This is a genomic window from Neorhizobium sp. CSC1952 (assembly GCF_030378245.1).
Taxonomy (GTDB): Bacteria; Pseudomonadota; Alphaproteobacteria; order Rhizobiales; family Rhizobiaceae; genus Neorhizobium; species Neorhizobium oryzae_A.
Genome location: NZ_CP128416.1, coordinates 786198 through 812111, shown reverse-complemented (window position 1 = coordinate 812111; position 25914 = coordinate 786198). Strand labels below are relative to the sequence as shown.

The window sequence follows — 25914 nt, the reverse complement described above, 5'->3', positions numbered from 1 at the left end:
GGTCCGCGGCGCCAGAGACGATTGCCCAAAATGACCGATACCGCCGAAAAGCTCGACTATTCGAAGACCCTCTATCTGCCTGAAACCGATTTTCCGATGCGCGCCGGCCTGCCGCAGAAGGAACCGGAACTGGTCGCCCGCTGGCAGCAGATGGATCTTTACAAGAAGCTCCGCGCCTCCGCCGCCGGCCGCGAAAAATTCGTCCTCCACGACGGCCCTCCCTATGCCAACGGCAACATCCATATCGGCCACGCGCTGAACAAGATCCTGAAGGACGTCATCACTCGCTCGTTCCAGATGCGCGGCTATGACTCGAACTACGTTCCGGGCTGGGACTGCCACGGCCTGCCGATCGAATGGAAGATCGAGGAGGAGAACTACCGCTCCAAGGGCAAGGCCAAGCCCGATCTTTCCGAACCCGCCGCGATGACCGAGTTCCGCCGCGAGTGCCGCGCCTATGCGGAAAAGTGGATCAAGATCCAGGCGGAAGAGTTCAAGCGCCTCGGCATCGTCGGCGATTTCGACAATCCCTACCTGACGATGAATTTCCACGCGGAAGCGCGCATCGCCGGCGAGCTTTTGAAGATCGCCAAGAGCGGTCAGCTCTATCGCGGCTCCAAGCCGATCATGTGGTCGGTGGTCGAGCGCACCGCGCTTGCGGAAGCCGAGGTCGAATATCAGGACTACGAAAGCGATACGATCTGGGTGAAGTTCCCGGTTGTAAGCTTTGGCAAAGAAGCCGCGAATGCGAACGGTGTTGCTTACGAAGATATTCGGGCTGTGGAATGGCGGGATGTATCGGTTGTCATCTGGACGACTACTCCCTGGACCATTCCCGGCAACCGCGCGATCTCCTATTCGCCGAAAATCTCTTACGGCCTTTACGAAGTCACGGCCGCGGAGAACGATTTCGGCCCGCGTCCCGGCGAGAAGCTGATCTTTGCCGATGCGCTGGCGGAGGAATCCTTCAAGAGGGCCAAGCTGGAATACAAGCGCCTGCGCGATGTTTCGGCCGATGATCTCGCAGCGGTCACCTGCGCCCACCCCCTCAAGGGTTTCGGCGGCGGCTACGAATTCCCTGTGCCCCTGCTCGCCGGCGATCACGTCACCGACGATGCCGGTACCGGCTTCGTGCACACCGCTCCGAGCCATGGCCGCGAAGACTTCGAGGCGTGGATGCATCACATCCGCGAGCTGGAGGCGCGCGGCATCGAGACGAAGATCCCGTTCCCGGTCGATGACGCCGGTGCCTATACCGCCGACGCCCCCGGCTTCGAGGGCGCCCGCGTCATGGACGACAGTGGCAAGAAGGGCGATGCCAACGATCGCGTCATCAAGGCGCTGATCGAAAAGAACGCGCTCTTCGCCCGCGGCCGGCTGAAGCACCAGTATCCGCATAGCTGGCGGTCGAAGAAGCCGATCATCTTCCGCAATACGCCGCAGTGGTTCGTCTACATGGACAAGGAATACAACCTTGATTCTGAGGCTGAAAACAATGTTGCTTATTTGCTGGAGAATGAAAGCTTCAAGAGTAATGTTATCGATCTTAAGCTCCTCGGGAAGCCAGTCACTATTCGGAATCTGGCGCTCAAGGCGATCGACGACACCCGCTTCGTGCCCGCCGCCGGCCAGAACCGCCTGCGTGCCATGATCGAACAGCGCCCGGATTGGGTGCTTTCGCGCCAGCGCGCCTGGGGCGTGCCGATCTGCGTCTTCGTGGACGAGCACGGCGAGGTTCTGCAGGACGAGGCGGTCAACCAGCGCATCCTCGATGCCTTCGATGCGGAAGGGGCGGATGCCTGGTTCGCGGAAGGCGCCAAGGAGCGGTTCCTGGGCAACGAACACGACCCGGCCAAGTGGACCCAGGTCATGGACATCCTCGACGTCTGGTTCGACTCGGGCTCGACGCATACCTTCACGCTGGAGGACCGTCCGGACCTGAAATGGCCGGCCGACGTCTATCTGGAAGGCTCGGACCAGCATCGCGGCTGGTTCCATTCCTCGCTGCTCGAATCCGCCGCCACCCGCGGCCGCGCGCCCTACGACACGGTCATCACCCATGGCTTCACCATGGACGAGAAGGGCCAGAAGATGTCGAAGTCGCTCGGCAACGTCGTGGCGCCGCAGGACGTCATGAAGGACGCCGGTGCCGATATCCTGCGCCTCTGGGTCATGACCACCGACTATTGGGAAGACCAGCGGCTCGGCAAGACGATCATCCAGACGAATGTCGATGCCTATCGCAAGCTCAGGAACACGATCCGCTGGATGCTCGGCACGCTCGCCCATGACGAGGGCGAGGAAATCGCCTATGCGGAGCTTCCGGAACTCGAAAAGCTGATGCTGCATCGTCTCGCCGAGCTCGATAAGCTGGTGCGCGAGGCCTACGATGCCTTCGAGTTCAAGAAGATCGCCCGCGCGCTCATCGATTTTGCCAATGTCGAGCTTTCGGCCTTCTATTTCGATGTCCGCAAGGATGCGCTCTATTGCGATGCGCCGTCCTCGCTGCGCCGTCGCGCGGCCCTTGCCGTGATCCGCAGGATCTTCGACTGCACCGTCACCTGGCTTGCGCCCATGCTGCCTTTCACCACGGAAGAAGCCTGGCTGTCGCGCAATCCGGATGCCGTCTCCGTGCATCTCGAACAGTTCCCGACAGTTCCGGCCGAATGGAAGAACGAGGCGCTTGCCGAGAAATGGGCTGCGATCCGCCGCGTCCGTTCGGTTGTGACGGGCGCCCTGGAGATCGAGCGCAAGGACAAGCGGATCGGCTCGTCGCTGGAGGCGGCCCCGGTCGTCTACGTGACCGATCCGGAGCTCCTGAAGGCGCTGGAAGGACAGGATTTCGAGGAGATCTGCATCACCTCGGGCATCGCGATCGTGGCGGGCGAGGGGCCGGAAAATGCCTTCCGGCTGCCGGAAGTGCCGGGCGTGGCGGTCGATCCGAAGTTTGCGGAAGGCGTCAAATGCGCTCGTTCCTGGCGGGTGACGAAGGATGTGGGCTCCGATCCGGCCTGGCCGGACGTGTCGGCGCGGGATGCCGCCGCTCTGCGGGAGCTTGCCGCTCTCGGGCGCCTTTGACGGGGTCTAAAATCGCCGGATGATTGCGCTTTGGCGCGTCATCCGGTATTTCTGCCTGAAATTGGCCGGATTTTTCCGCCACCTGGGGCATACGTAGTCTGAGGCGTCGAGGACGGGCGCCGCTGGAAGGGTTTTGATGAAAACGACATATGCGTTCCGTGTCGGCATGGGCGTGGCCGGCATCCTCGCCTCGACATTGACCCTTTCGGGCTGCATCGGCGGCCCCACCTACGGCACCGACAAGACGGCCATGGAACAGCTCGCCGACGACCTCGGCAAGTCCGTTTCTCTCGGCGGGGGCCGGGAAGAGGCGAACCGCAGCGTCAAATACAATCCGCGCCCCTCGCTGGTCGTCGCCACCAAGGAACAGGGCAGCTCGCTTCCGCCGCCGCAGCAGTCGCTTGCCAACCGCGAGAACAATCCGAACTGGGTGGAATCTCCGGAAGAGACCCGTAAGCGCCTCCGCGACGAGGCTGCCGCGAACGAGAAGGACCCCAACTACCGTTCGCCGCTTCTTGCCGGCAGCGGCCAGGCCGGTCAGATGACCGAGGCCGAGAAGTGGGAAGCCTTCCGCAAGGCCAAGCAGGATGCCGAAACCGTGGACATCTCGGCGCGCCGCCGCTCGCTGGTCGATCCGCCGGCGGAATTCCGCTCGACCGATGCGGCGAACCTCACCGATCTCGGCGAGCCGGAAACGCAGAAGGAAAGGCGCCGCAGGCAGGAGGCGGCCGATGCGAAGAAGTCCAGCGAGTGGTGGAAGCTCTTCTGATAGAACCGCTCAGCCTTCCCTTTTCCCTTTGAAGAAGCCGGTGAGCAGGCTTGCCGCTTCGGTTTCCCCCAGGCCCGAATAGACTTCCGGGGCATGATGGCAGGTCGGCTGGCTGAAGAAGCGCACGCCGTTGTCCACCGCGCCGCCCTTCGGGTCCTCAGCCCCGTAATAGAGACGGCGGATGCGCGCGAAGGAAATCGCCGCGGCGCACATGGTGCAGGGTTCGAGCGTCACGTAGAGGTCGGCGCCGGCAAGCCGCTCCTGGCCGAGCGCGGCGGAGCCTTCGCGGATGACGGCGATCTCGGCATGGGCGGTGACGTCGTTGCCGGCGCGGGTGCGGTTTCCGGACCGGGCGACGATCGCGCCGTCGAGCACCAGCACGGCACCGATGGGGACCTCGCCGCGGGCTGCGGCATCGCGCGCTTCGGCAAGTGCGGCATCCATGAACCCGTCGGTATTCGGCATTTGGCGATTTCCTCTTAACCCGGATCGCGCGAACTGGTAGGAAGCATCCAATCGCAGGCCCGATTTGCGGGCGTCGCTCCATCGCAGTCAACACGAACAAGAATGTCCGGATTGCTCCGCAGACATCACGCTTCAGGCAAACAACAAATGAATTCAAAAGACAAGCCGAAGCGCGGCGAAGGCAGAACCTTCGTCCGCGAAACCAAGCCCAGATCGGCTCCGAAGGCCGATGCAGGTGCAAAGAAGAAGGCTGCGCCCAGGGGCGTTGCAGAAAAGCCCGTGAAGGCGGCGCGCAAGCCTGCCGTGGCTGTCGCGGCGCCGGTCGAGGCCGAGGGCAAGCCGGAGCGCATTTCCAAGATCCTGGCCCGTGCCGGCGTGGCGTCCCGCCGCGATGTCGAACGGATGATCATGGAAGGCCGGGTGAAGCTGAACGGCAAGCTTCTCGAAACGCCCGTCGTCAACGTCACGCTTGAAGACAGGATCGAAGTGGACGACGTGCCGATCCGTGGCATCGAGCGCACCCGCCTCTGGCTCTATCACAAGCCTGCCGGCCTCGTGACCACCAATTCCGATCCGGAAGGCCGTCCGACCGTCTTCGACAACCTGCCGGAAAGCCTGCCGCGCGTCATGTCGATCGGCCGCCTCGACATCAATACGGAAGGCCTGCTGCTGCTCACCAACGACGGCGGACTGTCGCGCGTGCTGGAACTGCCGACCACCGGCTGGCTGCGCCGCTATCGCGTGCGCGCCCATGGCGAGGTCGACCAGGAAGCGCTCGACAAGTTGAAGGAAGGCATTGCCGTCGAAGGCGTGCTCTACGGTTCGATCGACGCGACGCTGGACCGCACCCAGGGCCATAACGTCTGGATCACCATGGGGCTGCGCGAAGGCAAGAACCGCGAGATCAAGAACGTGCTCGGCGCGCTTGGCCTCGAGGTCAACCGCCTGATCCGCATTTCCTACGGCCCCTTCCAGCTCGGCGATCTGCCGGAGGGACAGGTGGTGGAGGTGCGCGGCCGCATGCTGCGCGACCAGCTCGGGCCCCGCCTGATCGAGGAAGCCAAGGCGAATTTCGACGCGCCGATCTACAACGACAAGGGCGCGGAAGACGACAAGCCGGTGCGCGCGGAACGGTCCGACTGGTCCGGGAAGCCGGAAAAGACCGACAAGACGGAACGTCCGCGGGCCGGCAGGGACGAGGATCGGCGTGAAAAGGCGCTTGGCCGGCTGGATACGAAGCCTGGTGACCGGAAGTTTGGTGACCGGAAGTTTGGCGACAAGAAGTTCGGAGACAAGAAGTTCGGCGATGGGCCGCGCGGCAAGGGCGGTGCCAAGGGCAACGACCGTGCTTCCGACGACGACCGTTCGCCGAAACGTTCTCCCATGGGCACCAGCCGCACCGCCAATGTCTGGATGGCGCCAGGCGCCCGTCCGACCACGGACAGCAGGGCGAAAAAATCTTCGGCCCGTGCCGAGGCGGAGCAGTTCTTCAAGAAGCCGGCCCCCGAGAACGACCGCCGCGTGGTGGTGAACCGCGCCGACGACGACAGCGACTGGATCCGCGCCGAAGCACCGGCCCGCCGCCCGCGGGAGGAAGAGGGCGGTGATTTCGGCCGCAAGCGTTCGTTCGGCGACCGTGCTTTCGGGGATCGCCCAAGAGGCGACCGCAAGCCGCGCGAAGAAGGTGACCGCCCACGCGGCGAACGCTCTTTCGACAGGCCGAGAGGCGACCGTCCGTTCGGCGACAAACCCCGCGGTGATCGCAGGCCTCGCGAAGATGGCGATCGTCCGGCCCGTTCTTTCTCCGGAGAGAGCCGTTCGGAGCGTCCGCGCGGCGAGCGCAGCTTTGGTGATCGTCCGCCTCGCGCTGACCGTCCGTTCGGCGACAAGCCGAGAGGCGACCGCCGTCCGCGTGAGGATGGCGACCGTCCCGCACGATCGTTCTCGGCAGGAGAGGGGCGCGGCGAGCGCAGCCGCTCCGAACGCCCGGCGGGAGATCGTCCGTTCGGCGACAGGCCGCGCGGCGGAAAACCGGGTGGAAAGCCCTTCGGCGGCAAGCCGGGCGGCGCCAAGTCCGGATTTGGCGGAAAGCCTTCCGGCGGACGCGGAAAGCCGGGTGGCGCGGGCAAACCGGGCGGACGTCCGGGCGGTGCCCGCAGCGGAGGCAGACCTGCCAGCGGCAAGCCGCGCACGCCGAGGGGGTGACGGGCAGTGCGGATCGTCGGCGGTGAATTTCGCGGCCGTTCCCTGGCCACGCCCAAGACAAATGCGATCCGGCCGACCATCGACCGGACGCGCGAAAGCCTGTTCAACATCATCGGCCACGTCTATCCGGAAGCGCTGGACGGCACCCGGGTGATCGATCTCTTCGCCGGCACCGGCGCGGTGGGGCTGGAGGCCGTCTCGCGCGGCTGCAAGAGCGCTCTCTTCGTCGAAAACGGTGTCGAGGGCCGCGGGCTCCTGTGGGAAAACATCGACAGTCTCGGCCTGCACGGCCGTAGCCGCATCCTGCGCCGGGACGCGACCAAGCTCGGCGCGATCGGCACGATGGAGCCGTTTCATTTCCTTTTCGCCGATCCGCCCTATGCTCAAGGGCTTGGCGAGGATGCGCTATTGGCGGCGCATGCCGGCGGTTGGCTGGTTCCGGGCGCGCTCGCGATCCTGGAGGAGCGCGCCGATATGATGCCCTCCGTCGATCCTGCCTTCAAGCTGCTCGAAAGCCGCGTCTTCGGCGACACCCGCATGCATTTCTTCCGCTATCAGCCCGCGTGAGAGAAAAGGAATGAACACCAAGCTCGCCTTTCCCGATCTTGAAGCCGTCAAGGAGAGGGGCGGGCTGACCTTCGCAGTCGCCTTCGGCGGCGGCGGGGCACGCGGCATTTCGCATATAAGGATCATCGAGGCGCTCGACGAACTCGGCATCCGCCCTGTGGCGATCTCCGGTTCCTCGATCGGTGCGATCATGGGTGCCGGCATGGCGTCCGGCATGACGGGGCGTGAGATCTGCGACTATACGTTGGAGACGGTGGGAAACCGCGGGGCGCTCCTCAACCGGCTCTGGAGCCTCGGGCCTGCGACGATGCGCGACAAGCTCGGCGGCTTCCGCTTCGGCCATTTCAATCTCGAACTCATCCTGAACGCTTTTCTGCCGCCGCAGGTGCCGGAGGATTTCGCCGATCTCCAGATCCCCATGAAGATATCGGCGACGGACTATTACGGTCAGGCCGAAGTGGTGCTGGAACAGGGCGAGTTGCGCACTGCGATCGCTGCCTCCGCAGCCATTCCGGGGCTCTTCATGCCGGTGCATGTCAACGGCCGGATCATGATCGACGGCGGCGTCTTCAATCCCGTGCCCTATGAGCAGCTGATGGAGCTTGCCGACGTGGTGATCGGCGTCGACGTGGTGGGCGCGCCGGAAGGGGACGGCACCCATCCCCCCAGCCGCATCGACGCCCTGTTCGGCGCGAGCCAGCTCACCATGCAGGCGAGCATCGCGCTCAAGCTGAAGCTCAACCCGCCGCATATCTTCCTCCGGCCGTCGGTCAACCGGTTCCGGGTTCTGGATTTCCTGAGGGCCCGCGACATCCTGGACGAATCGGAAGGTGTCAAGGACGAGCTGAAGCGCGCGATCGACGCGCTCCACACGGCCGCCGAGGTTTAGGCTGGCTTTCATGCCGCCTGCGGCGCCTTGGATGCGTTGAACAAATTGCAGCCGATCGTGCGGGCGGTTTCCGGAGGGGCATCCGAATTTCGCGAATCCTGTTCGAGCAGGAGTTCCGATGTCACGACCCGCGCGCCGCAATAGTCGAAAATCCCGTGATCGATCTGCGTTTTCATCGCGCCGAAATAGCCATGCCGTGCATAGGTTCGCATGTCCGCGCCACCGATGGCGACGAGATGAACGGGCAGATGGCGAAGCTTCTTCACCAGCCGGGTGTCCGGTCCCTCGTCATAGGCCCAGCCGTTGGCGAACACCCGATCGATCCATCCCTTGAGCAGACCGGGCATCGACCACCAGTAGACGGGATAGACGAGCACGAGGGCGTCGGCGCGGTCGATTCTTGCCTGTTCGGCGGCAACATCTCCGGACGGCGGCACCTCCCTGCGATGCACGGCAAGATCGGTTCGGGTGAATCTCGGGTCGAAACCCTCTGCCGCGAGGTCGGCGATTTCAAAGGAGTTGTCCGGGGAGGACAAGGAGACGCCCTCGGCGATGTGGGCGGCGATATTATGTGTGAGGGACGCGGGATCGGGATGCGCGACAACGATGAGCGCGTGCATGTTGAAAGCTCCTGCTGACAGGTTGCGATGGGATCATGAAACTTATATACTTTTAGTAAGTTACTTTTGGTATATAAGCATGTCAAGCACGAAAGCGGGCAATCAGGTTCCCATGACGGCGAAACGCCGCCGGCTGTCGCGGGAGGAGAGGCACCGGCAGTTGCTGGATGTCGCCTGGAAGATCGTACGGGAAGAGGGGACGGAGGCGTTGACGCTCGGGCGGCTGGCCGAGCGGGCGTGCGTCGCAAAGCCGGTCGTCTATGACCATTTCGCCGCACGGCCAGCGCTGCTGGCGGCGCTTTATCTGGAATTCGACGCGCGCCAGACGGCCATCATCGACGCGGCGCTCGAAACGAGCGAGGCGACTTTGAACGGCCGGGCCGCGGTCATCGCATCGTCCTACGTCGATTGCGTGCTTCTTCAGGGACGCGAGATACCGGGCGTGATTGCCGCCCTGGCGAGTTCTCCCGAGCTTGAAAAGATCAAGCGGGAATATCAGGCGGCTTTCATGGAGAAATGCCGGGCCGCTCTCGCCCCGTTTGCGGAAGCGGGAAGCATCAAGCCTGCCGGTCTTTGGGCCATGCTCGGCGCGGCCGAGGCTCTGTCTCATGCGGCTGCGACAGGGGAGGTTACCGCGTCCCAGGCGAAGGACGAGCTTTTCGAGACTATTGCCGCAATGGTGGCCCGAAAAGATCGCTGATCCGAAGCCCGGGACTAGGTGGTTTCGGCCGCTTGCTCCGAACCCATTTCGTCCACGACGGTTGCCCGCTTGGGCTTGATCAGCGGCTCCGGCCGGACCGGGCTGTTGAAGAGCATTTCGCGGCCTGCTCCGAGACCCTGTACGGCCTGGATCTGTAGCCGCTCCTCGTCGCGCTTGCGGATGTCCTCGCCGATCTCGTAGGCGTCGCTCTCCGTCATGCCGAGCCCTTCCAGCGTCCGGCGGCCGAAGAGAAGTCCGGATTCCAGCGTCTCACGCAATTCGTATTCGACATCCCGGTCCCGGAGCGACAGGGAATGGAGGCGGTCGTAGGAGCGCACGAAGAGCCGCACGTCCGGGAATTCGGAGCGGATCAGGTCGACGATGCGGTCGGTCGTCTCGCGCTTTTGCGTGGTGACCGCGACGATCTTCGCCTTTTCGATGCCGGAAGCGATCAGCACGTCGCGGCGCGTGCCGTCGCCGAAATAGATGCGGAAGCCGAAGCTTGCCGCCTGGCGGATACGGTCGGCGGAATCGTCGATGACGGTCACGGCGCTGCCGCCGGCAAGCAGGATCTGCGCGGCGATCTGGCCGAAGCGCGAGAAGCCGATCATCAGCACGTCGGCGCCTGCGCCGTCGAAATCCTCCTCCAGCTCCTCGCGGGTCTCGCCGCTCATGAACCGTTTGGAAAGCGCCGCGCCGAAGGGCGTGAGCGCCATGGAAAGCGTCACGCCGGCGATCAGGAGCGAGGCGGTGGCCGAGGAGAAAAGGCCGGCGGCGGTCGCGGTGGTGAAAAGCACGAAGCCGAATTCGCCACCCTGCGGCAGCAGGAAGGCGATCCTGACCGCATCGTCGTGCGGCGAACCCCAGAGCCGGCAGAGCCCGTAGACGATCAGCGCCTTCACGGCCATGAAGACCGGCACGGCCGGCAGGATGAAGAGGATATTGTCGAGGATGACGTCGACTTCCAGCGACAGGCCGACCGCCATGAAGAAGAGCGCGAGCAGCAGGCCGCGGAAGGGCTCGATATCCGCTTCGAGCTCGTGCCGGTAGGAGGATTCCGCGAGCATCACGCCCGAGAGGAAGGCGCCCATGGCCATGGAAAGCCCGACCGCCTGCATGGCCGCCGCCGACCCGAGCACGACCAGAAGGGCTGCGGCGATCATCACCTCGCGCGCGCCGGTGCGGGCGATCACCTGGAACATCGGCGTCAGCAGGTAGCGTCCGGCAAGCACCATGGCCCCGACAGCGCCGACAGCGGTCGCGAAATCGAGGAGCGGGGTCGCGGCGGCTTCGTTGGTGCCGGGGGATAGGATCGTGATCAGCGCCAGGAGCGGCACGATGGCAAGGTCCTGGAAGAGCAGCACGGAAAAGGACCGCTGTCCGTATCGGCTGTTCATGTCGCCGTCGTCGTTCAGAATCTGCAGCGCAAATGCGGTCGACGACAGCGCCAGGCCGAAGCCGATGATCAGGCTGCCGCGCCAGCCCGCCACGTTCGCAAAATAGGCAAGCGCCGTCAGGACGAGGCCTGTCAGCACCACCTGCACCGGGCCAAGGGCGAAAACGTCGCCGCGCATCTGCCACAGGCGCGACGGATTGAGCTCCAGGCCGATGACGAAGAGCAGGAAGACGACGCCGAACTCGGCGAAACTCAGAACCTCCTCCGCCTCCATGATCGAATGCATGATCGGACCGATGACGATGCCGGCGGCCAGATAGCCGAGCACAGTGCCCAAACCCAGCTTCTTGAACACCGTCGCGGCGATGACGGCACCGCCGAGCAGAAGCAGGACTTGGAAAAACAGCGAGTCGGGCGATGTCATGCAGGGTACTTTCGGATCATGGAAGCGAGCGGCTTCTCAAGAATCGGAGAGGCGCCCTTGATGCATCTGACAGTGCACAATAAATGGGACGATAATGAAAGGCTTGCAATCATGACCTCTGAAATCGATTCCGCCGCCCTGCTTTCCCGCGCCAGTGAACTCATCGATCTCGCCAAGGCCGCGGGAGCGGATCAGGCGGATGCGGTGGTCGTGCGATCCCGGTCCCGCTCGGTGAGCGCCCGCCTCGGCAAGGTGGAGGGAACGGAGGCCTCCGAGAGCGACGATTTTTCGCTCCGCGTCTTCGTCGGCAGAAAGGTCGCAAGCGTCTCGGCCAATCCCGGTTTCGACATGAAGACGCTCGCCGAACGCGCCGTCGCCATGGCGAAGGTCTCGCCGGAAGATCCGTTCGCCTGCCTGGCGGACGAAAAGGACCTGGCGAGATCCTATCCGGATCTCGAACTGTTCGACCCGACCGAAGTCCCGACCGATGCGTTGCGGGAAGTCGCGCTGGAGATGGAGCAGGCCGCGCTCGATGTCCGGGGCGTCACCAATTCCTCCGGCGCCGGAGCTTCCGCCGGCATGGGCGGCATGGTGCTGGTCACCTCGCACGGCTTTTCCGGCAGCTATATGGCGAGCCGTTTCGGCCGTTCCGTCAGCGTCATCGCCGGCGAGGGCACAAAGATGGAGCGCGACTACGATTTCGACAGCCGCCTCTATGCCGCCGATCTCGACGATCCGAAGCTGATCGGCCGCCGCGCCGCGGAGCGGGCGGTCAAGCGCCTCAACCCGCGCCAGGTCGATACCGGCAGCAACGTGACCGTTGTCTTCGATCCCCGCATCGCCCGCGGCTTCGTCGGCCATATCGCCGGCGCCATCAACGGCGCTTCGGTCGCCCGCAAGACGAGCTTCCTGCGCGACAGGATGGGCCAGCAGGTCCTGAAGGCCGGGCTCGACATCACCGACGACCCGCTCGTCGTGCGCGGTTCCTCCTCCCGCCCCTTCGACGGCGAAGGCATTTCGGGCGAGCGCATGGTGATGATCGAGGACGGCGTGCTGAAGCACTGGTTCCTGTCCACGTCCACGGCGCGCGAGCTCGGTCTTTCCACGAACGGCCGCGGCGTGCGCGGCGGCACGGCGGTGACGCCCGCCTCCACCAACCTCGCGCTGGAGCCCGGCGACGTCTCGCCGGAGGACCTGATCAGGTCGGTCGGCACCGGCTTCTATGTCACCGAACTGATCGGCCAGGGCGTCAACATGATCACCGGCGAATACAGCCGCGGCGCGACCGGTTTCTGGATCGAGAACGGCGAGCTCGCCTATCCCGTTTCGGAGGTGACGATCGCCTCCAACCTCAAGGACATGTTCATGCGGATCACCCCGGCCAACGACATCGACCGGAAGTTCGGCGTCGCCTCGCCGACGATCGCTATCGAGGGCATGACGCTGGCGGGACGTTGAGCCCGATGGCTACGGGAAACTGGCAGGACGATCTCGAACTCATCCGAGACGCCGCGCGTCAGGCGGCCGAGATCGCCCATGGCTTTTTCGGCAACGCCCCGGAAGTCTGGTGGAAGAACGAGGGCAGGTCGCCGGTCAGCGCCGCCGATTTCGCCGCCAACGACCGGCTGCAGAACCTGCTTTTGAAGGCGCGGCCGAATTACGGCTGGCTGTCGGAGGAGACCGACGACGATGCCGCCCGCCTTTCCGTCGAAACCCTCTTCGTGATCGATCCGATCGACGGGACCCGCGCCTTCATCAACGGGCAGAAGACCTGGTGCGTCTCGGTGGCCGTCGTGCACCGCGGCCGCCCCGTGGCGGGCGTCCTGGTGGCGCCGGCACTGGAGGAGGAGTTCTGCGCGGCGGAGGGCGGCCCCGCCTTGAAGAACGGCCGGCCGATCGCCGTCACCGCCGGCCGCCGGGATGACAAATTGGTGATCGCGGCCGACGAGAGCCTGGTGAAGAAATTCGATCCGGCGTTCCGCGAGGAGATCCATCGCGTGCACCACGTCCCCTCGCTCGCCTACCGGCTCGCCATGGTGGCCGACGGGCGCATCGACGGCACTATCGTCAAGCGAAATTCCCATGATTGGGACCTTGCCGCCGCCGATCTGATCCTCGAACGCGCCGGCGGCATCCTGCAGGATCTCGACGGCAACCGGCTTTCCTACAACCGGGCCGAGGTCAGCCACGAGATGCTGGTCGCCGGCGCCGGCCACGCGGTCGTGAGCCTGGCTCCGCACCTTCCCGGTTGACCTTTTTTCCGGAATGCAGCAGAGGAAAGCCGGGGGAGCTGGAACGGACGGGATATCGGACAATGACGGAAACGCTCGAAAAGAAACAACTCCTGCACCTGGTCTTCGGCGGCGAATTGCAGAACCTCGAAGGTCTTCAATTCAAGGATCTGTCCAAGCTCGACATCGTCGGTATCTTCCCCGATTACGCGAGCGCGCTCGTCGCATGGCGGGCCAAGGCGCAACAGACGGTAGACAACGCCCAGATGCGTTATTTCATCGTCCATATGCACCGGTTGCTGGATCCAGACAGCAAGTCGGCCTGAAGTCGGTCCGACCTCTTGGAAGTGCCATTTTCAATGCAGGTCCTCCACCTGCCGACGCCCCGGAGGACCCTATTTTGACGCATTTGTAAAACACAAAAATTTCCGCTACGGATGGACGAAATCGGAGGGGCTATCACATTGGCGGCGGTCACGATGGATCGGAGGCAGATGCGATGAGCAGCGGCTTGGCGCGCACGGCTCTCTTTGGCTATCGGCTGGCCGGCATCGTGCTGTATCCGCTGGCCGGTCCCTATCTCAGCTACCGTGCCATCAAGGGCAAGGAAGACAAGAGCCGCCGCCTGGAGCGGCTCGGCTATGCGAGCCTTGCCCGGCCGCGCGGACCGCTCGTCTGGGTGCATGCCGCAAGCGTCGGCGAAACGATCGCCATCATGCCGCTGATCCGCGAGCTGCGCCGCCGGGAAATCCATGTCCTTCTCACCACCGGCACCGTCACGTCGGCCAATCTCGTCCAGTCGCGTCTGGCCGACGAGGTGATCCATCAATATGTGCCGCTCGATCTGAAATTCCCGATCAAGCGCTTCATCGCCTACTGGAAGCCGGATGCCTGCATCACCGCGGAATCCGAGATCTGGCCGACGACCGTTTCGGAACTTGCCCGCCGCCATATCCCGCAGATCCGCGTCAACGCCCGCATGTCCGACCGCTCCTTCGAGCGCTGGCGCAATTACGGCTCGGTCGCCGAGAGGCTGTTCGAGAAGATGGCGCTGGTGGTGGCCCAGTCGGACCTCGATGCCGAACGTTTCCGCGATCTCGGCGCCTGGCCGGTCATCGTATCCGGCAACCTGAAGAGCGATACGGACCCTCCGCCCTGCGACGAGGCGCTGCTTGAGCGCTATCGCAAGGAGATCGGCAGTCGCCAGACCTGGGCGGCGATCTCCACCTTCGAGGGCGAAGAGAAGGCGGTCGCCACCGTCCACCGGGCGCTCAAACCGAAGAACGGCCAGCTGACCATTCTCGTGCCGCGTCATCCCGATCGCGCCGATGCGATCGAGACGATGCTGAAGGAGGCGGGATTGACCGTCGCGCGTCGCTCGCGCAACGATCCGCTGACGCCGGAGACGGATGTGTTCCTGGGCGACTCGATCGGCGAGATGGGGCTCTATCTGCGGCTCACGGAGATCGCCTTCGTCGGCAAGTCGCTCGGCGAATCTCAGGGTGGCCAGAACCCGCTGGAACCGGCCATGCTGGGCTGCGCCGTGCTCTCCGGCCCGCATGTCCAGAATTTCCGTGATGCCTATCAGCATCTGGTGCGCAAGGGTGGTGCCCGCATCGTCAAGGATGTCGAAATGCTCGCCAAGGCGGTGCATTACCTGACGATCAACGAACTCGCCCGCAAGAAGATGGTCGATTCCGGCCATGACGCGATGGACGAGATGCGCGGTGCGCTGTCGAAGACGGTGAAGGCGCTGGAACCCTATATCAACCCGTTGACGGTCAGCGCCCGGCTGCAGCCGAAAACCGCTGCGGCGGCCACAAGATGAATCCGGACAAGCTTACAAGGATCGCCGGCATCCTGTTCGACAAGGACGGCACGCTTCTGCGTTACGACGAAAGCTGGGGACCGGTGAACCGCGAAGCGGCCCGGATCGCGGCCGCCGGCAATGCCGGGCTCGAGCCGCAGCTCCTGTTTTCGGGTGGCATGGATCCGGTCTCGGGCCATACGCGGGCGGACAGCCTGCTCGCCGCCGGCAATGCCGCCGAGATCGCCGCCGGTTTCGTCTCCGCCGGTTCGCCCTTCGATGTCGCGGAACTGACGAGGCTGCTCGACGAACTCTTCGTCCGCGCGGCGGAGTTTTCGGTGCCCGTCGCCGATCTCGCCGGACTTTTCGCGCGGCTGAAGGCCCGCGGCTTCAAGCTGGGCGTCGCTTCCAGCGACAACGAGGAATCGATCCGCCAGACCGCCATTCGCTTCGGCTTCATCGACCATCTGGATTTCATCGCCGGCTACGACAGCGGCCACGGCGTCAAGCCGGAGCCCGGCATGGTGCTCGGCTTCTGCCGCGCAGTCGGTCTTGATCCTGATGAGGTCGCCATGGTCGGAGACAACAATCACGACATGCATATGGGCGAGAAGGCGGGCGTCGGCTTGAAGGTCGCGGTGCTGACCGGCACCGGCTCGCGCGAGACTTTGTCGGCCGCCGCCGATATTTGCCTTGACGACATAACGGCGCTCGAAAGGCTCTTGCCCGAAAAGGCCGAAGCCTGAGCCGTGCCGCGGGTTCGGAGGCTTGCCTTTTTGGGAAAAGTCCCTTCTTCTTCGCGGGCTTTTTCAGGACGGATCAGCCGGAGAGCGTAGCGTATGGTATCGGAAGCACCGCCATTCTGGTGGACGAAAGCGGATTGGCGTGCCTGGGCCCTGTCCCCCTTTTCCTTCATTTACGGACGGATCGCCGGACGCCGCATGGCGCGCGCGCGCCGCGCCGGCGCGCCTATCCCGGTCATCTGCGTCGGCAATTTCACGGTCGGCGGCGCCGGCAAGACGCCGACCGCCCTGGCGCTTGCCCGCGCGGCGAAGGAAAAGGGCCTGAAGCCGGGTTTCCTGAGCCGCGGATACGGCGGCTCCATCGATGTCACGACCGTGGTCGATCCCGCCCATCACCGGGCCGAAGCGGTCGGTGACGAGGCGCTGCTGCTTGCGCGCGAAGCCTTGACGGTGATTTCGCGGGGCCGCGTCGACGGCGCCCTGAAGCTGGCCGAGCAGGGCGCCGATCTGATCATCATGGACGACGGTTTCCAGAGCGCCCGCCTCGTGCTCGATTTCGCCCTCGTGGTCGTCGATACGGTGCGCGGCATCGGCAACGGCCATCTCGTGCCGGGAGGTCCGGTGAGGGCGCCGATACCGGAGCAGATGCGCCAGCTTTCCGCCATCCTCAAGGTCGGCAGCGGCGATGCCGCCGACCGGCTGGTGCGCCAGGCCGCCCGCGCCGGCAAACAGGTCTATGTCGCGACGCTGAAGCCCCGGGAAAACCGCGAGATCGCCGGCAAGCCGCTCCTCGCCTTCGCCGGCATCGCCGATCCGCAGAAATTCTACCGCACCGTGAGAGAGCTCGGCGGGGAGATCAGGCGGGAGCGTGCGTTTCCCGACCACCACTATTTCAGCGAGGACGAGATCGCCGGCCTCTTGGACGACGCGGCGAAGGAGAAATTGACGCTCGTCACGACCGCGAAGGACGCGGTGCGGCTTGCCGGCCATCACGGCCGTATGGAGGAGCTGGCAGATAAGGCAAAGGTGGTGGAGGTCGACATGGCATTCGACGATCCGCTGGCACCTTCGAAGATCATCGATACGGCGATCGCCAATTTCCGTGCGCGGCGGATCAGAGAGAAGTAAGGGGAACCGAGCGGGTCCGGCTTGCGCCCTCTTCTCCCCGGCAGGGAGAAGTGCCGAGCGAAGCGAGGCGATGAGGGGGTGCACATGCGGCAAGCGCATCGCCGGATTTGGCTTCGCCCCCCTCATCCGCCTGCCGGCACCTTCTCCCCGCTGGGGAGAAGGGGAGCGCGCGCTGCCGTTCATCGTTCCACGGGAGCATCAGTATTTTGCTCAGATGCAATTGCCCTGCCGCCAGCGGGGGACGCCGGGACGGAGGAAACCGGTGCGGCAAATTTCCTTCTCCCCGTTGACGGGGAGAAGGTGCCGGCAGGCGGATGAGGGGCAACAAGGCATGCGGATGAAGGAGAACGGATGCCTGCCTCGATTCCGGCCGCCGATCAGCCGCGGCTCTGGTTCGGCAAGACGCCGGCGCGCTTCTCGGCTTCCAGCGAGGCGGCGCAATCGACATAGGGCTCCTGCCTTGCGACGCTCCAGTAGCGCAGCTCGTCGATCGGGATCTGCGCGCCCGTCATGGCGCAGACGACGTAGGAGCCGGCGGCGAGAATCTGATAATCGCCGTCGAGATACCGGATTTTGGCCTCGCGATAGCCGCTGCCTTCGAACCGGTTCATCTGTCGTCTCCTGCGGAAAAACATGACGTCTGCTCTAACGCGAATGGGGCCGGAAGGCCAGCCTTTTCAGCTCCGGCCGAAGAGCCGCTCGATATCGGAGAGCTTGAGTTCGATATAGGTCGGCCGGCCGTGATTGCAGGTGCCGGAGCCGGGCGTCGCCTCCATTTCCCTCAGGAGCGCGTTCATCTCCTCCGGCTTCAGCCGGCGGCCGGAACGCACCGAACCGTGGCAGGCCATGGTGGCGGCGACATATTCGAGCTTGCCGCGCAAGCCGCCGGCGGTGTTCCATTCGGCGATCTCGTCGGCGAGGTCGCGCACCAGCGAGCCCGCATCCACCTCGCCGAGCATGGCGGGCGTCTCGCGCACCGCCACCGCGCCGGGGCCGAAACGCTCTACCGCAAGCCCCAGCCGGTCGAGTTCGGATGCGTGCGCCATCAGTCGGTCGCAATCCTCCTCCGGCAGGTCGACGATCTCCGGGATCAGCAGGACCTGCGAGGCGAGCCGCTTGTTGTCGAGCGCCTTGCGCATCGCCTCGAAGACCAGGCGCTCGTGGGCGGCGTGCTGATCGACGATGACGAGCCCGTCCTCCGTCTGAGCGACGATATAGTTCTCATGGACCTGCGCGCGGGCAGCACCCAGCCGGTAGCGGGGCGCGTCCTCGGCCGCCGGGTTCAGAACGGATTCCGCGATGGTCATGTCCGCCCGTGCCGCAGGCATGGTCAGCACGTCGAAATCCGACTGCACCCGTTCGGAAAAATCGTTGGCCGGTTGCGGGTGAAGCGGTCGGAAGGGCGAACTCGCGGCGCCCCAGGGCGTACGCGGCGCGGGCTGCAAGGGGGCTGACGGGAAACCAGGCCGGAAGGCGCGCATCATGCCGGAGGCGCCGGTCGTCGCGGCACGATCGCCTTCCCGGTGCAGCGCCTCGCGGATCGCGCCGACGATGAGGCCGCGCACCAGGCCCGGATCGCGGAAGCGCACGTCCGCCTTGGCCGGGTGCACGTTGACGTCCACCAGCGCGGGGTCGAGCGTGATCGACAGCACCGCGACGGGATAGCGGCCGGCGGGCACGCTTTCGGCATAGGCGCCGCGGATTGCCGACAGGATCAGCTTGTCCTGTACCGGCCGGCCGTTGACGAAGGCGTATTGATGCGCCGAGTTGCCGCGATGGAAGGTCGGCACGCCGACGAAGCCCTTGAGCTCCACGTCTTCCCGCATGGCGTCGATCTCGATCGCGTTGTCGCGGAAATCGGCCCCCAGCACCTGCGCCATGCGGGCGAGGTGGTCGTCCCCGGTCGCAGCGAATTCCAGCGTCGACCGGTCGGAGCCCGAGAGCACGAAGCGGATCTTCGGAAAGGCGATCGCCATGCGCTTGACGACCTCGGTGATGGCGCCGGCCTCGACCTTTTCCGTCTTCAGGAATTTGAGCCGGGCAGGGGTGGCGAAGAAGATGTCGCGCACCTCCACGACCGTGCCCGGATTGGCGGGCGCCGGCCTGACGCCGGAACTCTTGCCGCCCGCGACGGCGACCTGGGAGCCCGCCGCATCGCCAGCCCTGCGGCTGGTGATGGTGAGCTTGGCGACCGAGCCGATCGAGGGCAGGGCCTCGCCGCGGAAGCCGAGCGTGCGGATGTCGTCGAGCGTCTCGGAGATTTTCGACGTGCAATGCCGCCTGACCGCGAGATCGAGATCGGCGGCATCCATGCCGGAGCCGTTGTCGGTGATGCGGATGAGGCTTTTGCCGCCGCCGGCCGTGGCGATCTCGATGCGTGTCGCACCGGCATCGATGGCGTTTTCGATCAGCTCCTTGGCGGCGCTGGCGGGCCTTTCGATGACCTCGCCGGCGGCGATCTGGTTGATCAGCGTCTCGGGCAGTTGTTTGACGGACATGCGTCATTCTCCGGGATTCGCCGTTCGAAGAAAAGCCTCGGCGGGTGAATTCAACGGTTTTGAGGAGAGGTTCGCACAAGCGTGCCGCTGTTTATTAATCGGAGCTTAAGACAAGGACGATAATTTGTTCAAGATTGAATTTGGATGAAGCCGGGGGAGCGCCAGCTCCCCGCGTGTGATCTGGATGGCGGCCGGCTGGGCACCGCCATGCGAGACCGGATCGCCCGTTGAGGACTTGGAGCCAGCATGTTTCCGACCCCACGCGACTTAAACCAGAAGGAATAACGCCCGAGAGGCGAACAAGCGGCATAACGGTCCGGCTTTGGCCGTGTCCGAAAAAGCATACGGGGAGTTTCATCCTATGAATGATTTGTCGTCGGCGGACGCGAACATTCAGATTGCCATGCTCGAAGTGATTTCCGAAGGCATCTCCGGGGGCGTGCTTGTCTATGACAGGAACGACCTGATCGTCTTTGCAAGCCAGCAACTGCTCGGTCTCCTGCCGGTTCCGAAGAGCTTTCTTGCGCCCGGCACGCGCCTCAGGGATTTTCTCGGCGCCGTTTACGACAGCGGCGGGCGCTTCTCCACCGACAGCGCCGGGCCGCGCCGCATGCTGAGCCGCGAGGACTGGATCGCGGAACAGATTGCCACCCTCTGGAAAGAGCGCGCCGAGACGCTGGAACGGCGCGGCACGGACCGCTGGCTGAGCTTCACCAAGCGGCGCCTCTCCTCCGGCTACGGCGTCTGCGTCGTCAGGGACGTTTCGGACCACAAGAAGCGCGAGGAGCAGTGGCGCACGGACATGGAGCGCGTGCAGATCACCGAAGAGGTGCTCGACAATCTGCCCTTCCCGGTCACCGTCAAGGACGGCAATTTCACCTTCGTCGCGGTCAACAAGGCCGCCAGCCGTTTTCTCGACCTGCCGGCCGAAGCCGTTCTGGGGCGCAAGGGCTCGGACATCCATCCGCCGGAGCTGGAGCGGCGTCTCGACCTCGTCAACCGGCAGCTTTTCCAGACGGGCGAACCGGTTCAGCTTCTCGAGCGCGTGACAGGAGCGGATGGCTCCGAAGTCATCATCATCGCCAACAAATACCGCATCGGCAAACCCGGCCGCTATTACATCGTCACCGCGATGGAGGACATCACCGGCCTGGTGGAGGTGGACGGCGGCGGGCGGATCGTTCCCGGCAAGCCCCGGACCGAGTTGATCTCGTCCTCTCCTGGCCGGCATGATCGCAAGGCGCGCCCGGAACCGGGACGCGATACCGCCGGTGTCGCGGGCCGCAAGGTTCTCGTGGTCGCTTCCGACCTTCAAATGGAGGCGGAAGCCCTGGATATCCTCGGCGAACTCGGGCTCGATACATCGTCGGTATCCGGTGCCGGGGAGCTCGAACTCTTCCTGCGGCTGGCATACGAATCCGGAATCCGCATCGATCTCGTCGTCGTCGACGTGGCGATGGACCTGCAATGTCTCGAGGCTGCCGAGCGTCACGGCGTACCGGCACTGGCGATCGGCAGTTTGCGGATGAGGAGGGAACTGGCCGCGGGCGTCACCCGCCTGCTTGCCCGGCCGGAAAACGTGGTGGAGACGGTGCAGGAAGAGGAGCGGCCGACCGAACCCGTATGCGAGACGGAAAGCCCGGGCATCGATATCCTCGTCGCGGAAGACAACGAGGTGAACCAGATCGTCTTCTCGCAGATTCTCGAAGGCTTCGGTTATCGCTATGCGATCGCCGCGGACGGCGAGGAGGCGATCCGGCTCTGGAAGGAGCGCTCGCCGCGGCTGATCCTGATGGACATCACCCTGCCGAAGCTGAGCGGCTTCGAGGCGAGCGCCAGGATCCGGTCGCTTGAAACGGCGGACAGTTCCATTCCGATCATCGGCGTTCTCGCCCAGCCCTTCGACCGCGACCGGGACGAATGCTTCGCTTCCGGCATGAACGAGGTGATCCTGAAGCCGATCAGCCCCGAGGCCTTGGAGGCCCTCTTCCAGACCTTTCTCGACATGCCGGAAAAGCGGTCGTATGCTTAACCGATTAATCATACTGTTCACCTAAGTTAAGGTGAGGGCAGGATTTTTTAATCTTTTTCCCGCATTCTTCCCGCGATTGTGAAGCGTAACGGGATTGTTCATGAAGTCGGCGGGAAATCCATTGCCGCAGGTCAGCCAGAATGAGCTGCAGGCAATGGCCTACAGCGATCCTCTGACGGGCCTTGGAAACCGGTACCGCCTTCGCGACAAGGTGCGCCTTCTGGCAGCCGAGCGCGCCCAGGACCCGGCCCCCTTCACCATCTGCATCGCCAATCTCGACGGGTTCAAGCCGATCAACGACCTTTTCGGGGCGGAGGCCGGCGACGAGATCCTCTGCCAGGTGGCCCACCGGCTGAAGGCCTGCATTCCGGACGGCGCGACCGTCACCCGCCACGAGGGCGACGAGTTCGCCTTCATCCTGCCGCTCGTCTTCGAGCGGACAGGCGCCGAACGGATCGGCCAGATGATCAAGGACGTGCTTTCCGCGCCCTACGATCTCGGCGACCGCAACGTGCGTCTTTCCGCCTCTTTCGGCTTTGCGATCTATCCTTTCGCAGGCGCGGATTTCGAAGAGCTGCTGAAGAGCGCCGAAACCGCCCTCTACCGCTCCAAGCGCCGCGGCCGTGGCCAGATCACCGTCTATTCCCGCGAGATCGCCCAGGAGATGAAGCGGGCGACGCAGCTCGAACAGGCATTGCGCAACGCGATCATCGCCGATGCGGTCGATGTGCATTTCCAGCCGATCGTAGGCGTCGCCGATGGTGCGGTCGTCGGGTTCGAGGCGCTCGCCCGCTGGATCGATGCGGACCTCGGATCGGTCTCGCCCGCGGTATTCGTGCCGCTCGCCGAGGAACGCGGTTTTATTGACGCGCTTTCTGAAACGTTGCTGCGCAAGGCGGCGGAGGCTGCGCTCTCCTGGCCGCGCGAGCTTTTCCTCTCCTTCAACCTGTCTTCCGCGCAACTGATGGACCCCGGCACGACCGAGACCATCCTTTCGACGCTCGCCCGCGTCGGGCTCGATCCCTATCGCCTGGAGCTGGAGATCACCGAAACGGCGGTGATGACGTCGGCCGACACGGCCCAGCGCATCATCACCGATCTTCGCCGGCAGGGCGTGCGCATCGCGCTCGACGACTTCGGCACCGGCCAATCGAGCCTCGGGCGGCTGCGCGATTTCACCTTCGACAAGGTCAAGATCGATCGCGCCTTCGTCTCCCGCATCACCACCGACCGCGCCTCCGAACATATCGTCAAGGCGATCATCGCCATGTGCCAGGGGCTGGATCTGGAAGTGGTGGCGGAAGGCATCGAAACGTGGACCGATGCCAACAAGCTCAAGGAACTCGGCTGCGGCATGGGGCAGGGTTACTTTTACGGCAAGCCGGCCGACAGCGCCGCGACACTGCGCTACCTTCACGAACACTACCGCGATTTCGTGACGCTCTGACATCGCCCGACGACGCTCTCCGGACAATCCGCGCCGCGCATGGTTCTCGCCATGTCCGCGCGCCTGGGCGATGATCGGCCTCTCAGACCAGTAGCGGAAAAGCCGATGCCAGCCTCAAACGATCCCCTTCTGCAGCCGTTCCAGCTCAAGCATCTGACGCTGAGGAACCGCATCATGTCGACCGCGCATGAGCCCGCCTATTCGGAGAACGGCATGCCGAAGGACCGCTACCGGCTCTATCACATCGAAAAGGCGAAGGGCGGCATCGCGCTGACCATGACGGCGGGATCGGCCGTGGTGTCTTCCGACAGCCCGCCGGCCTTCGGCAACCTGCATGCCTATCGCGACGAGATCGTCCCGTGGCTCAGGCGGCTCGCCGACGACTGTCACGAGCACGGCGCGGCGGTGATGATCCAGCTCACTCATCTCGGCCGCCGCACCGGCTGGAACAAGGGCGACTGGCTGCCCGTACTGGCGCCTTCGCCGCTCCGCGAGCCCGCCCACCGCGCCTTCCCGAAGGAGATAGAGGACTGGGACATCGAGCGCATCGTCGCCGATTATGCCGACGCGGCCGCGCGCATGCAGGCCGCCGGCCTCGACGGCATCGAGTTCGAGGCCTACGGCCACCTGCTCGACCAGTTCTGGTCGCCGGCGACCAACCGCCGCGAAGACGAATTCGGCGGCTCGCTCGAAAACCGCATGCGTTTCACGGAAATGGTCCTGGAGGCGGTGCGAAAGGCCGTCGGCCCGGATTTCATCGTCGGCATCCGCATGGTGGCGGACGAGGACTGGGACAAGGGCCTGAGCCGGGAGGAGGGCGTCGAGATCGCCCGGCGCCTGGCGGGTTCCGGCAGGGTCGATTTCCTCAACGTCATCCGCGGCCATATCGATCACGATGCGGCCCTGAACGAGGTGATCCCTATCCAGGGCATGCGATCGGCGCCGCATCTGGATTTCGCGGGCGAGGTGCGGGAGGCGACGAAGTTCCCCGTCTTCCATGCGGCCCGCATCGCGGATGTGGCGACCGCCCGCCACGCGGTCACGTCGGGCAAGCTGGACATGGTCGGCATGACCCGCGCCCATATCGCCGATCCGCATATAGCCTTGAAGGTGGCGCGCGGCGAGGAAGCCCGCATCCGCCCTTGCGTCGGCGCGACCTACTGTCTCGACCGCATCTACGAGGGCGGCGAGGCGCTCTGCGTCCACAACGCCGCAACGGGCCGCGAGGCGGAAATCTCCCATGACATTCCCAGGGCGGATGTCTCCCGCAAGGCCGTCGTCGTCGGCGCCGGGCCTGCGGGATTGGAGGCCGCCCGGGTGCTCGCCGAACGCGGCCACCAGGTCATGGTGCTGGAAGCGACGGGGGAGGCGGGCGGACAGATCAATCTCCTGGTCCGCAATCCGCGGCGGAAGGAAATGATCGGCATCGTCGACTGGCGGCTTGCCGAACTGGAGCGCCTGGGCGTCGAAATCCGCTACGACGTCTATGCAGAGCCGGAAGACGTGCTTGCCCTGGAGCCCGATCTGGTCGTGGTAGCGACCGGCGGCGTGGCGCAGGCGCCGGAGGTGGAAGAAGGCAGCGAACTGTTGACGTCGAGCTGGGATATCCTGGCGGGCGCGGTGAAGCCGGCCGGCCCGGTTCTGCTGTTCGACGACAACGGCGGCCATCCCGGCATGAGCGCGGCGGAAGTGATCGCCGAGGCCGGCGCCGAGCTGGAGGTGGTTTCTCCCGAACGGTTTTTCGCTCCGGAAATGGGCGGCATGAACCATGTGCCCTATGCCAGGGCCTTTGTGGAAAGGGGCGTGCGCGTCACCATCAATGCCAGGCTGCAATCGGTCCGGCGGGACGGCAATGCGCTGGTCGCGGTCCTGGGATCGGATTTTTCAGACGGGGCGCGGCAGGAGCGGCGGGTGGCGCAGGTCGTGGTGGAGCATGGCACGGCGGCCAATGCCGATCTCTATCTGGCGCTGAAACCGCTTTCGAGGAACCTCGGTGCGGTGGACTACAAGGCGCTCATCGCCCGCCGGTCGCCGTTGCCGGTGAAGCTGCCGCAGGGCCGCTTCGATCTCATCCGCATCGGCGACGCGGTTGCCGGCCGCAACATCCACGCGGCGATCTACGACGCATTGCGCTTCTGCTCTTTCTTATAAAAAGAAGAAGGACGGCACCTGCGGGTGCCGTCCCTTTCTCCGTGGATGGCGACGTGTCGCCCGTTCCAGGCTCTTATTTGCTCGGAGCCGTCGACGGGGTAGTGCCGCCGCCCCCGGCAGGCATCTGCGTGCCGGTAGACGATGTGGTCGTCTGGTCGGCCTCGGCCTGCTTGTCCGCCAGGGTCTTGAATTCCGGGGCGCTCTGCAGGGCTTCGGCCGTTTCGGTCGTGGTCAGACGAACCTCGTTGTTGTTGTCGGCATCACGGCTCATGGTGATCTTGTCCATCGGTAGGGCGACATCCTTTTCGCCGATGCCGAGGAAACCGCCGACGCCTATCACGGCTGCGACGATGCCGCCGTTTTCTTCCATGATCAGGTCGTTGACGTCACCGATGCTCTTGTCTTCGGCATTGTAGACAGGCTTGCCGATATAGTCGTTGGCGCTGACCTGGGTTTCGCTCTGTTCGGTCAGGTAAGCGCCCGAAGCGGCCGCGCTATCGGCCGGTTTGGCCGCGGGGTCCGCCGGAGCGGCGGGTGCCGCAGGCGTTGCCGGGGCCGGGGCCGGGGATGCCGGCGGCGCGGGCTGGGCCTGGCCGAATGCCGGCGCAATGGCGGTGGATGCCAAAAGAACTGCGGCGGCCATAGTGCTAAGGGTCTTCTTCATAACGATCCTCCTACCTTCCTCTTTCTGTTATGACCGCGCGGTCCTCCTGCCGGAGTTGCTTTGCCGCGCCGGTTCGAGAGGAGAATGTCAGGAAGGGCGA

General features: G+C 64.7%; 21 protein-coding genes. 15 read left to right on the top strand and 6 right to left on the bottom strand.

The genetic code is table 11. The features are described 5' to 3' along the window. Positions 1-30: 30 nt before the first annotated feature. Positions 31-3078 (top strand): isoleucine--tRNA ligase, encoded by a 3048-nt coding sequence (ileS, locus tag QTA58_RS04275; RefSeq protein WP_289671849.1) that lies wholly within the window; start codon positions 31-33, stop codon positions 3076-3078. 136 nt (positions 3079-3214) lie between these two features. Continuing rightward, a complete protein-coding gene (locus QTA58_RS04270) occupies positions 3215-3847 on the top strand; it encodes a hypothetical protein (RefSeq protein WP_289671848.1) in 633 nt (210 codons plus the stop codon). A gap of 9 nt (positions 3848-3856) precedes the next feature. On the opposite strand, the gene QTA58_RS04265 is transcribed toward QTA58_RS04270, so the two are convergent. Further along, positions 3857-4312, bottom strand: coding sequence for a nucleoside deaminase (locus tag QTA58_RS04265; RefSeq protein WP_289671847.1), 456 nt, complete (start codon positions 4310-4312; stop codon positions 3857-3859). A gap of 147 nt (positions 4313-4459) precedes the next feature. Between QTA58_RS04265 and QTA58_RS04260 the strand changes: the two genes are divergently transcribed. The 3 genes from QTA58_RS04260 to QTA58_RS04250 are packed head-to-tail and all read left to right on the top strand — an operon-like array spanning position 4460 to position 7973. Next, positions 4460-6517 (top strand): pseudouridine synthase, encoded by a 2058-nt coding sequence (locus QTA58_RS04260; protein ID WP_289671846.1) that lies wholly within the window; start codon positions 4460-4462, stop codon positions 6515-6517. Positions 6518-6523: 6 nt separating this feature from the next. Next, the gene (gene rsmD / locus QTA58_RS04255; protein WP_289671845.1) at positions 6524-7084 is read left to right on the top strand and encodes a 16S rRNA (guanine(966)-N(2))-methyltransferase RsmD; all 561 of its coding nucleotides are present in this window, start codon (positions 6524-6526) and stop codon (positions 7082-7084) included. A gap of 10 nt (positions 7085-7094) precedes the next feature. Beyond that, a complete protein-coding gene (locus QTA58_RS04250) occupies positions 7095-7973 on the top strand; it encodes a patatin-like phospholipase family protein (RefSeq protein ID WP_289671844.1) in 879 nt (292 codons plus the stop codon). A gap of 8 nt (positions 7974-7981) precedes the next feature. On the opposite strand, the gene QTA58_RS04245 is transcribed toward QTA58_RS04250, so the two are convergent. Further along, complete coding sequence (locus QTA58_RS04245) at positions 7982-8593, bottom strand: NAD(P)H-dependent oxidoreductase (RefSeq protein WP_289671842.1); 612 nt, start codon at positions 8591-8593, stop codon at positions 7982-7984. A 79-nt stretch (positions 8594-8672) separates the two neighbouring features. Here QTA58_RS04245 and QTA58_RS04240 point away from each other — a divergent pair, with 79 nt between their 5' ends. Continuing rightward, entirely contained in the window at positions 8673-9293 is a 621-nt protein-coding gene (locus QTA58_RS04240; RefSeq protein ID WP_289671841.1) for a TetR/AcrR family transcriptional regulator, read from the top strand. Positions 9294-9307: 14 nt separating this feature from the next. Here QTA58_RS04240 and QTA58_RS04235 read toward each other — a convergent pair whose 3' ends face one another. Then, positions 9308-11113, bottom strand: coding sequence for a monovalent cation:proton antiporter-2 (CPA2) family protein (locus tag QTA58_RS04235; RefSeq protein WP_085422461.1), 1806 nt, complete (start codon positions 11111-11113; stop codon positions 9308-9310). A 111-nt stretch (positions 11114-11224) separates the two neighbouring features. On the opposite strand from QTA58_RS04235, the gene QTA58_RS04230 reads away from it, so the two are divergent. From QTA58_RS04230 to lpxK, 6 genes are all read left to right on the top strand, one after another. Beyond that, positions 11225-12571 carry a TldD/PmbA family protein gene (locus QTA58_RS04230; RefSeq protein ID WP_289671839.1) on the top strand — a complete coding sequence of 449 codons (1347 nt, stop codon included), beginning with the start codon at positions 11225-11227 and terminating at the stop codon, positions 12569-12571. A gap of 5 nt (positions 12572-12576) precedes the next feature. After that, complete coding sequence (locus tag QTA58_RS04225) at positions 12577-13365, top strand: 3'(2'),5'-bisphosphate nucleotidase CysQ (protein ID WP_289671838.1); 789 nt, start codon at positions 12577-12579, stop codon at positions 13363-13365. Between the two features lie 62 nt (positions 13366-13427). Beyond that, a complete protein-coding gene (locus tag QTA58_RS04220) occupies positions 13428-13670 on the top strand; it encodes a DUF4170 domain-containing protein (protein WP_289671837.1) in 243 nt (80 codons plus the stop codon). Positions 13671-13843: 173 nt separating this feature from the next. Beyond that, entirely contained in the window at positions 13844-15172 is a 1329-nt protein-coding gene (gene waaA / locus QTA58_RS04215) for a lipid IV(A) 3-deoxy-D-manno-octulosonic acid transferase (RefSeq protein WP_085422464.1), read from the top strand. Beyond that, positions 15169-15897, top strand: a complete 729-nt coding sequence (locus QTA58_RS04210) for an HAD family hydrolase (protein ID WP_289671835.1) — start codon at positions 15169-15171, stop codon at positions 15895-15897. The genes waaA and QTA58_RS04210 overlap by 4 nt, the downstream gene beginning before the upstream one ends. Positions 15898-15990: 93 nt before the next feature. Beyond that, positions 15991-17022, top strand: coding sequence for a tetraacyldisaccharide 4'-kinase (gene lpxK / locus QTA58_RS04205; protein ID WP_289671834.1), 1032 nt, complete (start codon positions 15991-15993; stop codon positions 17020-17022). A 377-nt stretch (positions 17023-17399) separates the two neighbouring features. On the opposite strand, the gene QTA58_RS04200 is transcribed toward lpxK, so the two are convergent. Continuing rightward, positions 17400-17633, bottom strand: coding sequence for a DUF2093 domain-containing protein (locus tag QTA58_RS04200; protein WP_085422467.1), 234 nt, complete (start codon positions 17631-17633; stop codon positions 17400-17402). A gap of 66 nt (positions 17634-17699) precedes the next feature. Beyond that, positions 17700-19520: a DNA mismatch repair endonuclease MutL gene (mutL, locus tag QTA58_RS04195; RefSeq protein WP_289671833.1), complete on the bottom strand. Its 1821-nt coding sequence runs from the start codon at positions 19518-19520 to the stop codon at positions 17700-17702. A 361-nt stretch (positions 19521-19881) separates the two neighbouring features. On the opposite strand from mutL, the gene QTA58_RS04190 reads away from it, so the two are divergent. From QTA58_RS04190 to QTA58_RS04180, 3 genes are all read left to right on the top strand, one after another. Then, positions 19882-21552, top strand: coding sequence for a response regulator (locus QTA58_RS04190; RefSeq protein ID WP_289671832.1), 1671 nt, complete (start codon positions 19882-19884; stop codon positions 21550-21552). A 100-nt stretch (positions 21553-21652) separates the two neighbouring features. Then, positions 21653-22999: an EAL domain-containing protein gene (locus QTA58_RS04185; protein ID WP_085423376.1), complete on the top strand. Its 1347-nt coding sequence runs from the start codon at positions 21653-21655 to the stop codon at positions 22997-22999. Positions 23000-23104: 105 nt separating this feature from the next. After that, on the top strand, positions 23105-25150 hold the full coding sequence (locus QTA58_RS04180; protein ID WP_289671831.1) for an NADH:flavin oxidoreductase: 2046 nt from the start codon (positions 23105-23107) through the stop codon (positions 25148-25150). A gap of 73 nt (positions 25151-25223) precedes the next feature. Here the strand turns inward: QTA58_RS04180 and QTA58_RS04175 are convergent, their stop codons facing one another. Continuing rightward, complete coding sequence (locus QTA58_RS04175; protein WP_085422471.1) at positions 25224-25814, bottom strand: PRC-barrel domain-containing protein; 591 nt, start codon at positions 25812-25814, stop codon at positions 25224-25226. Between the last annotated feature and the right edge of the window lie 100 nt (positions 25815-25914).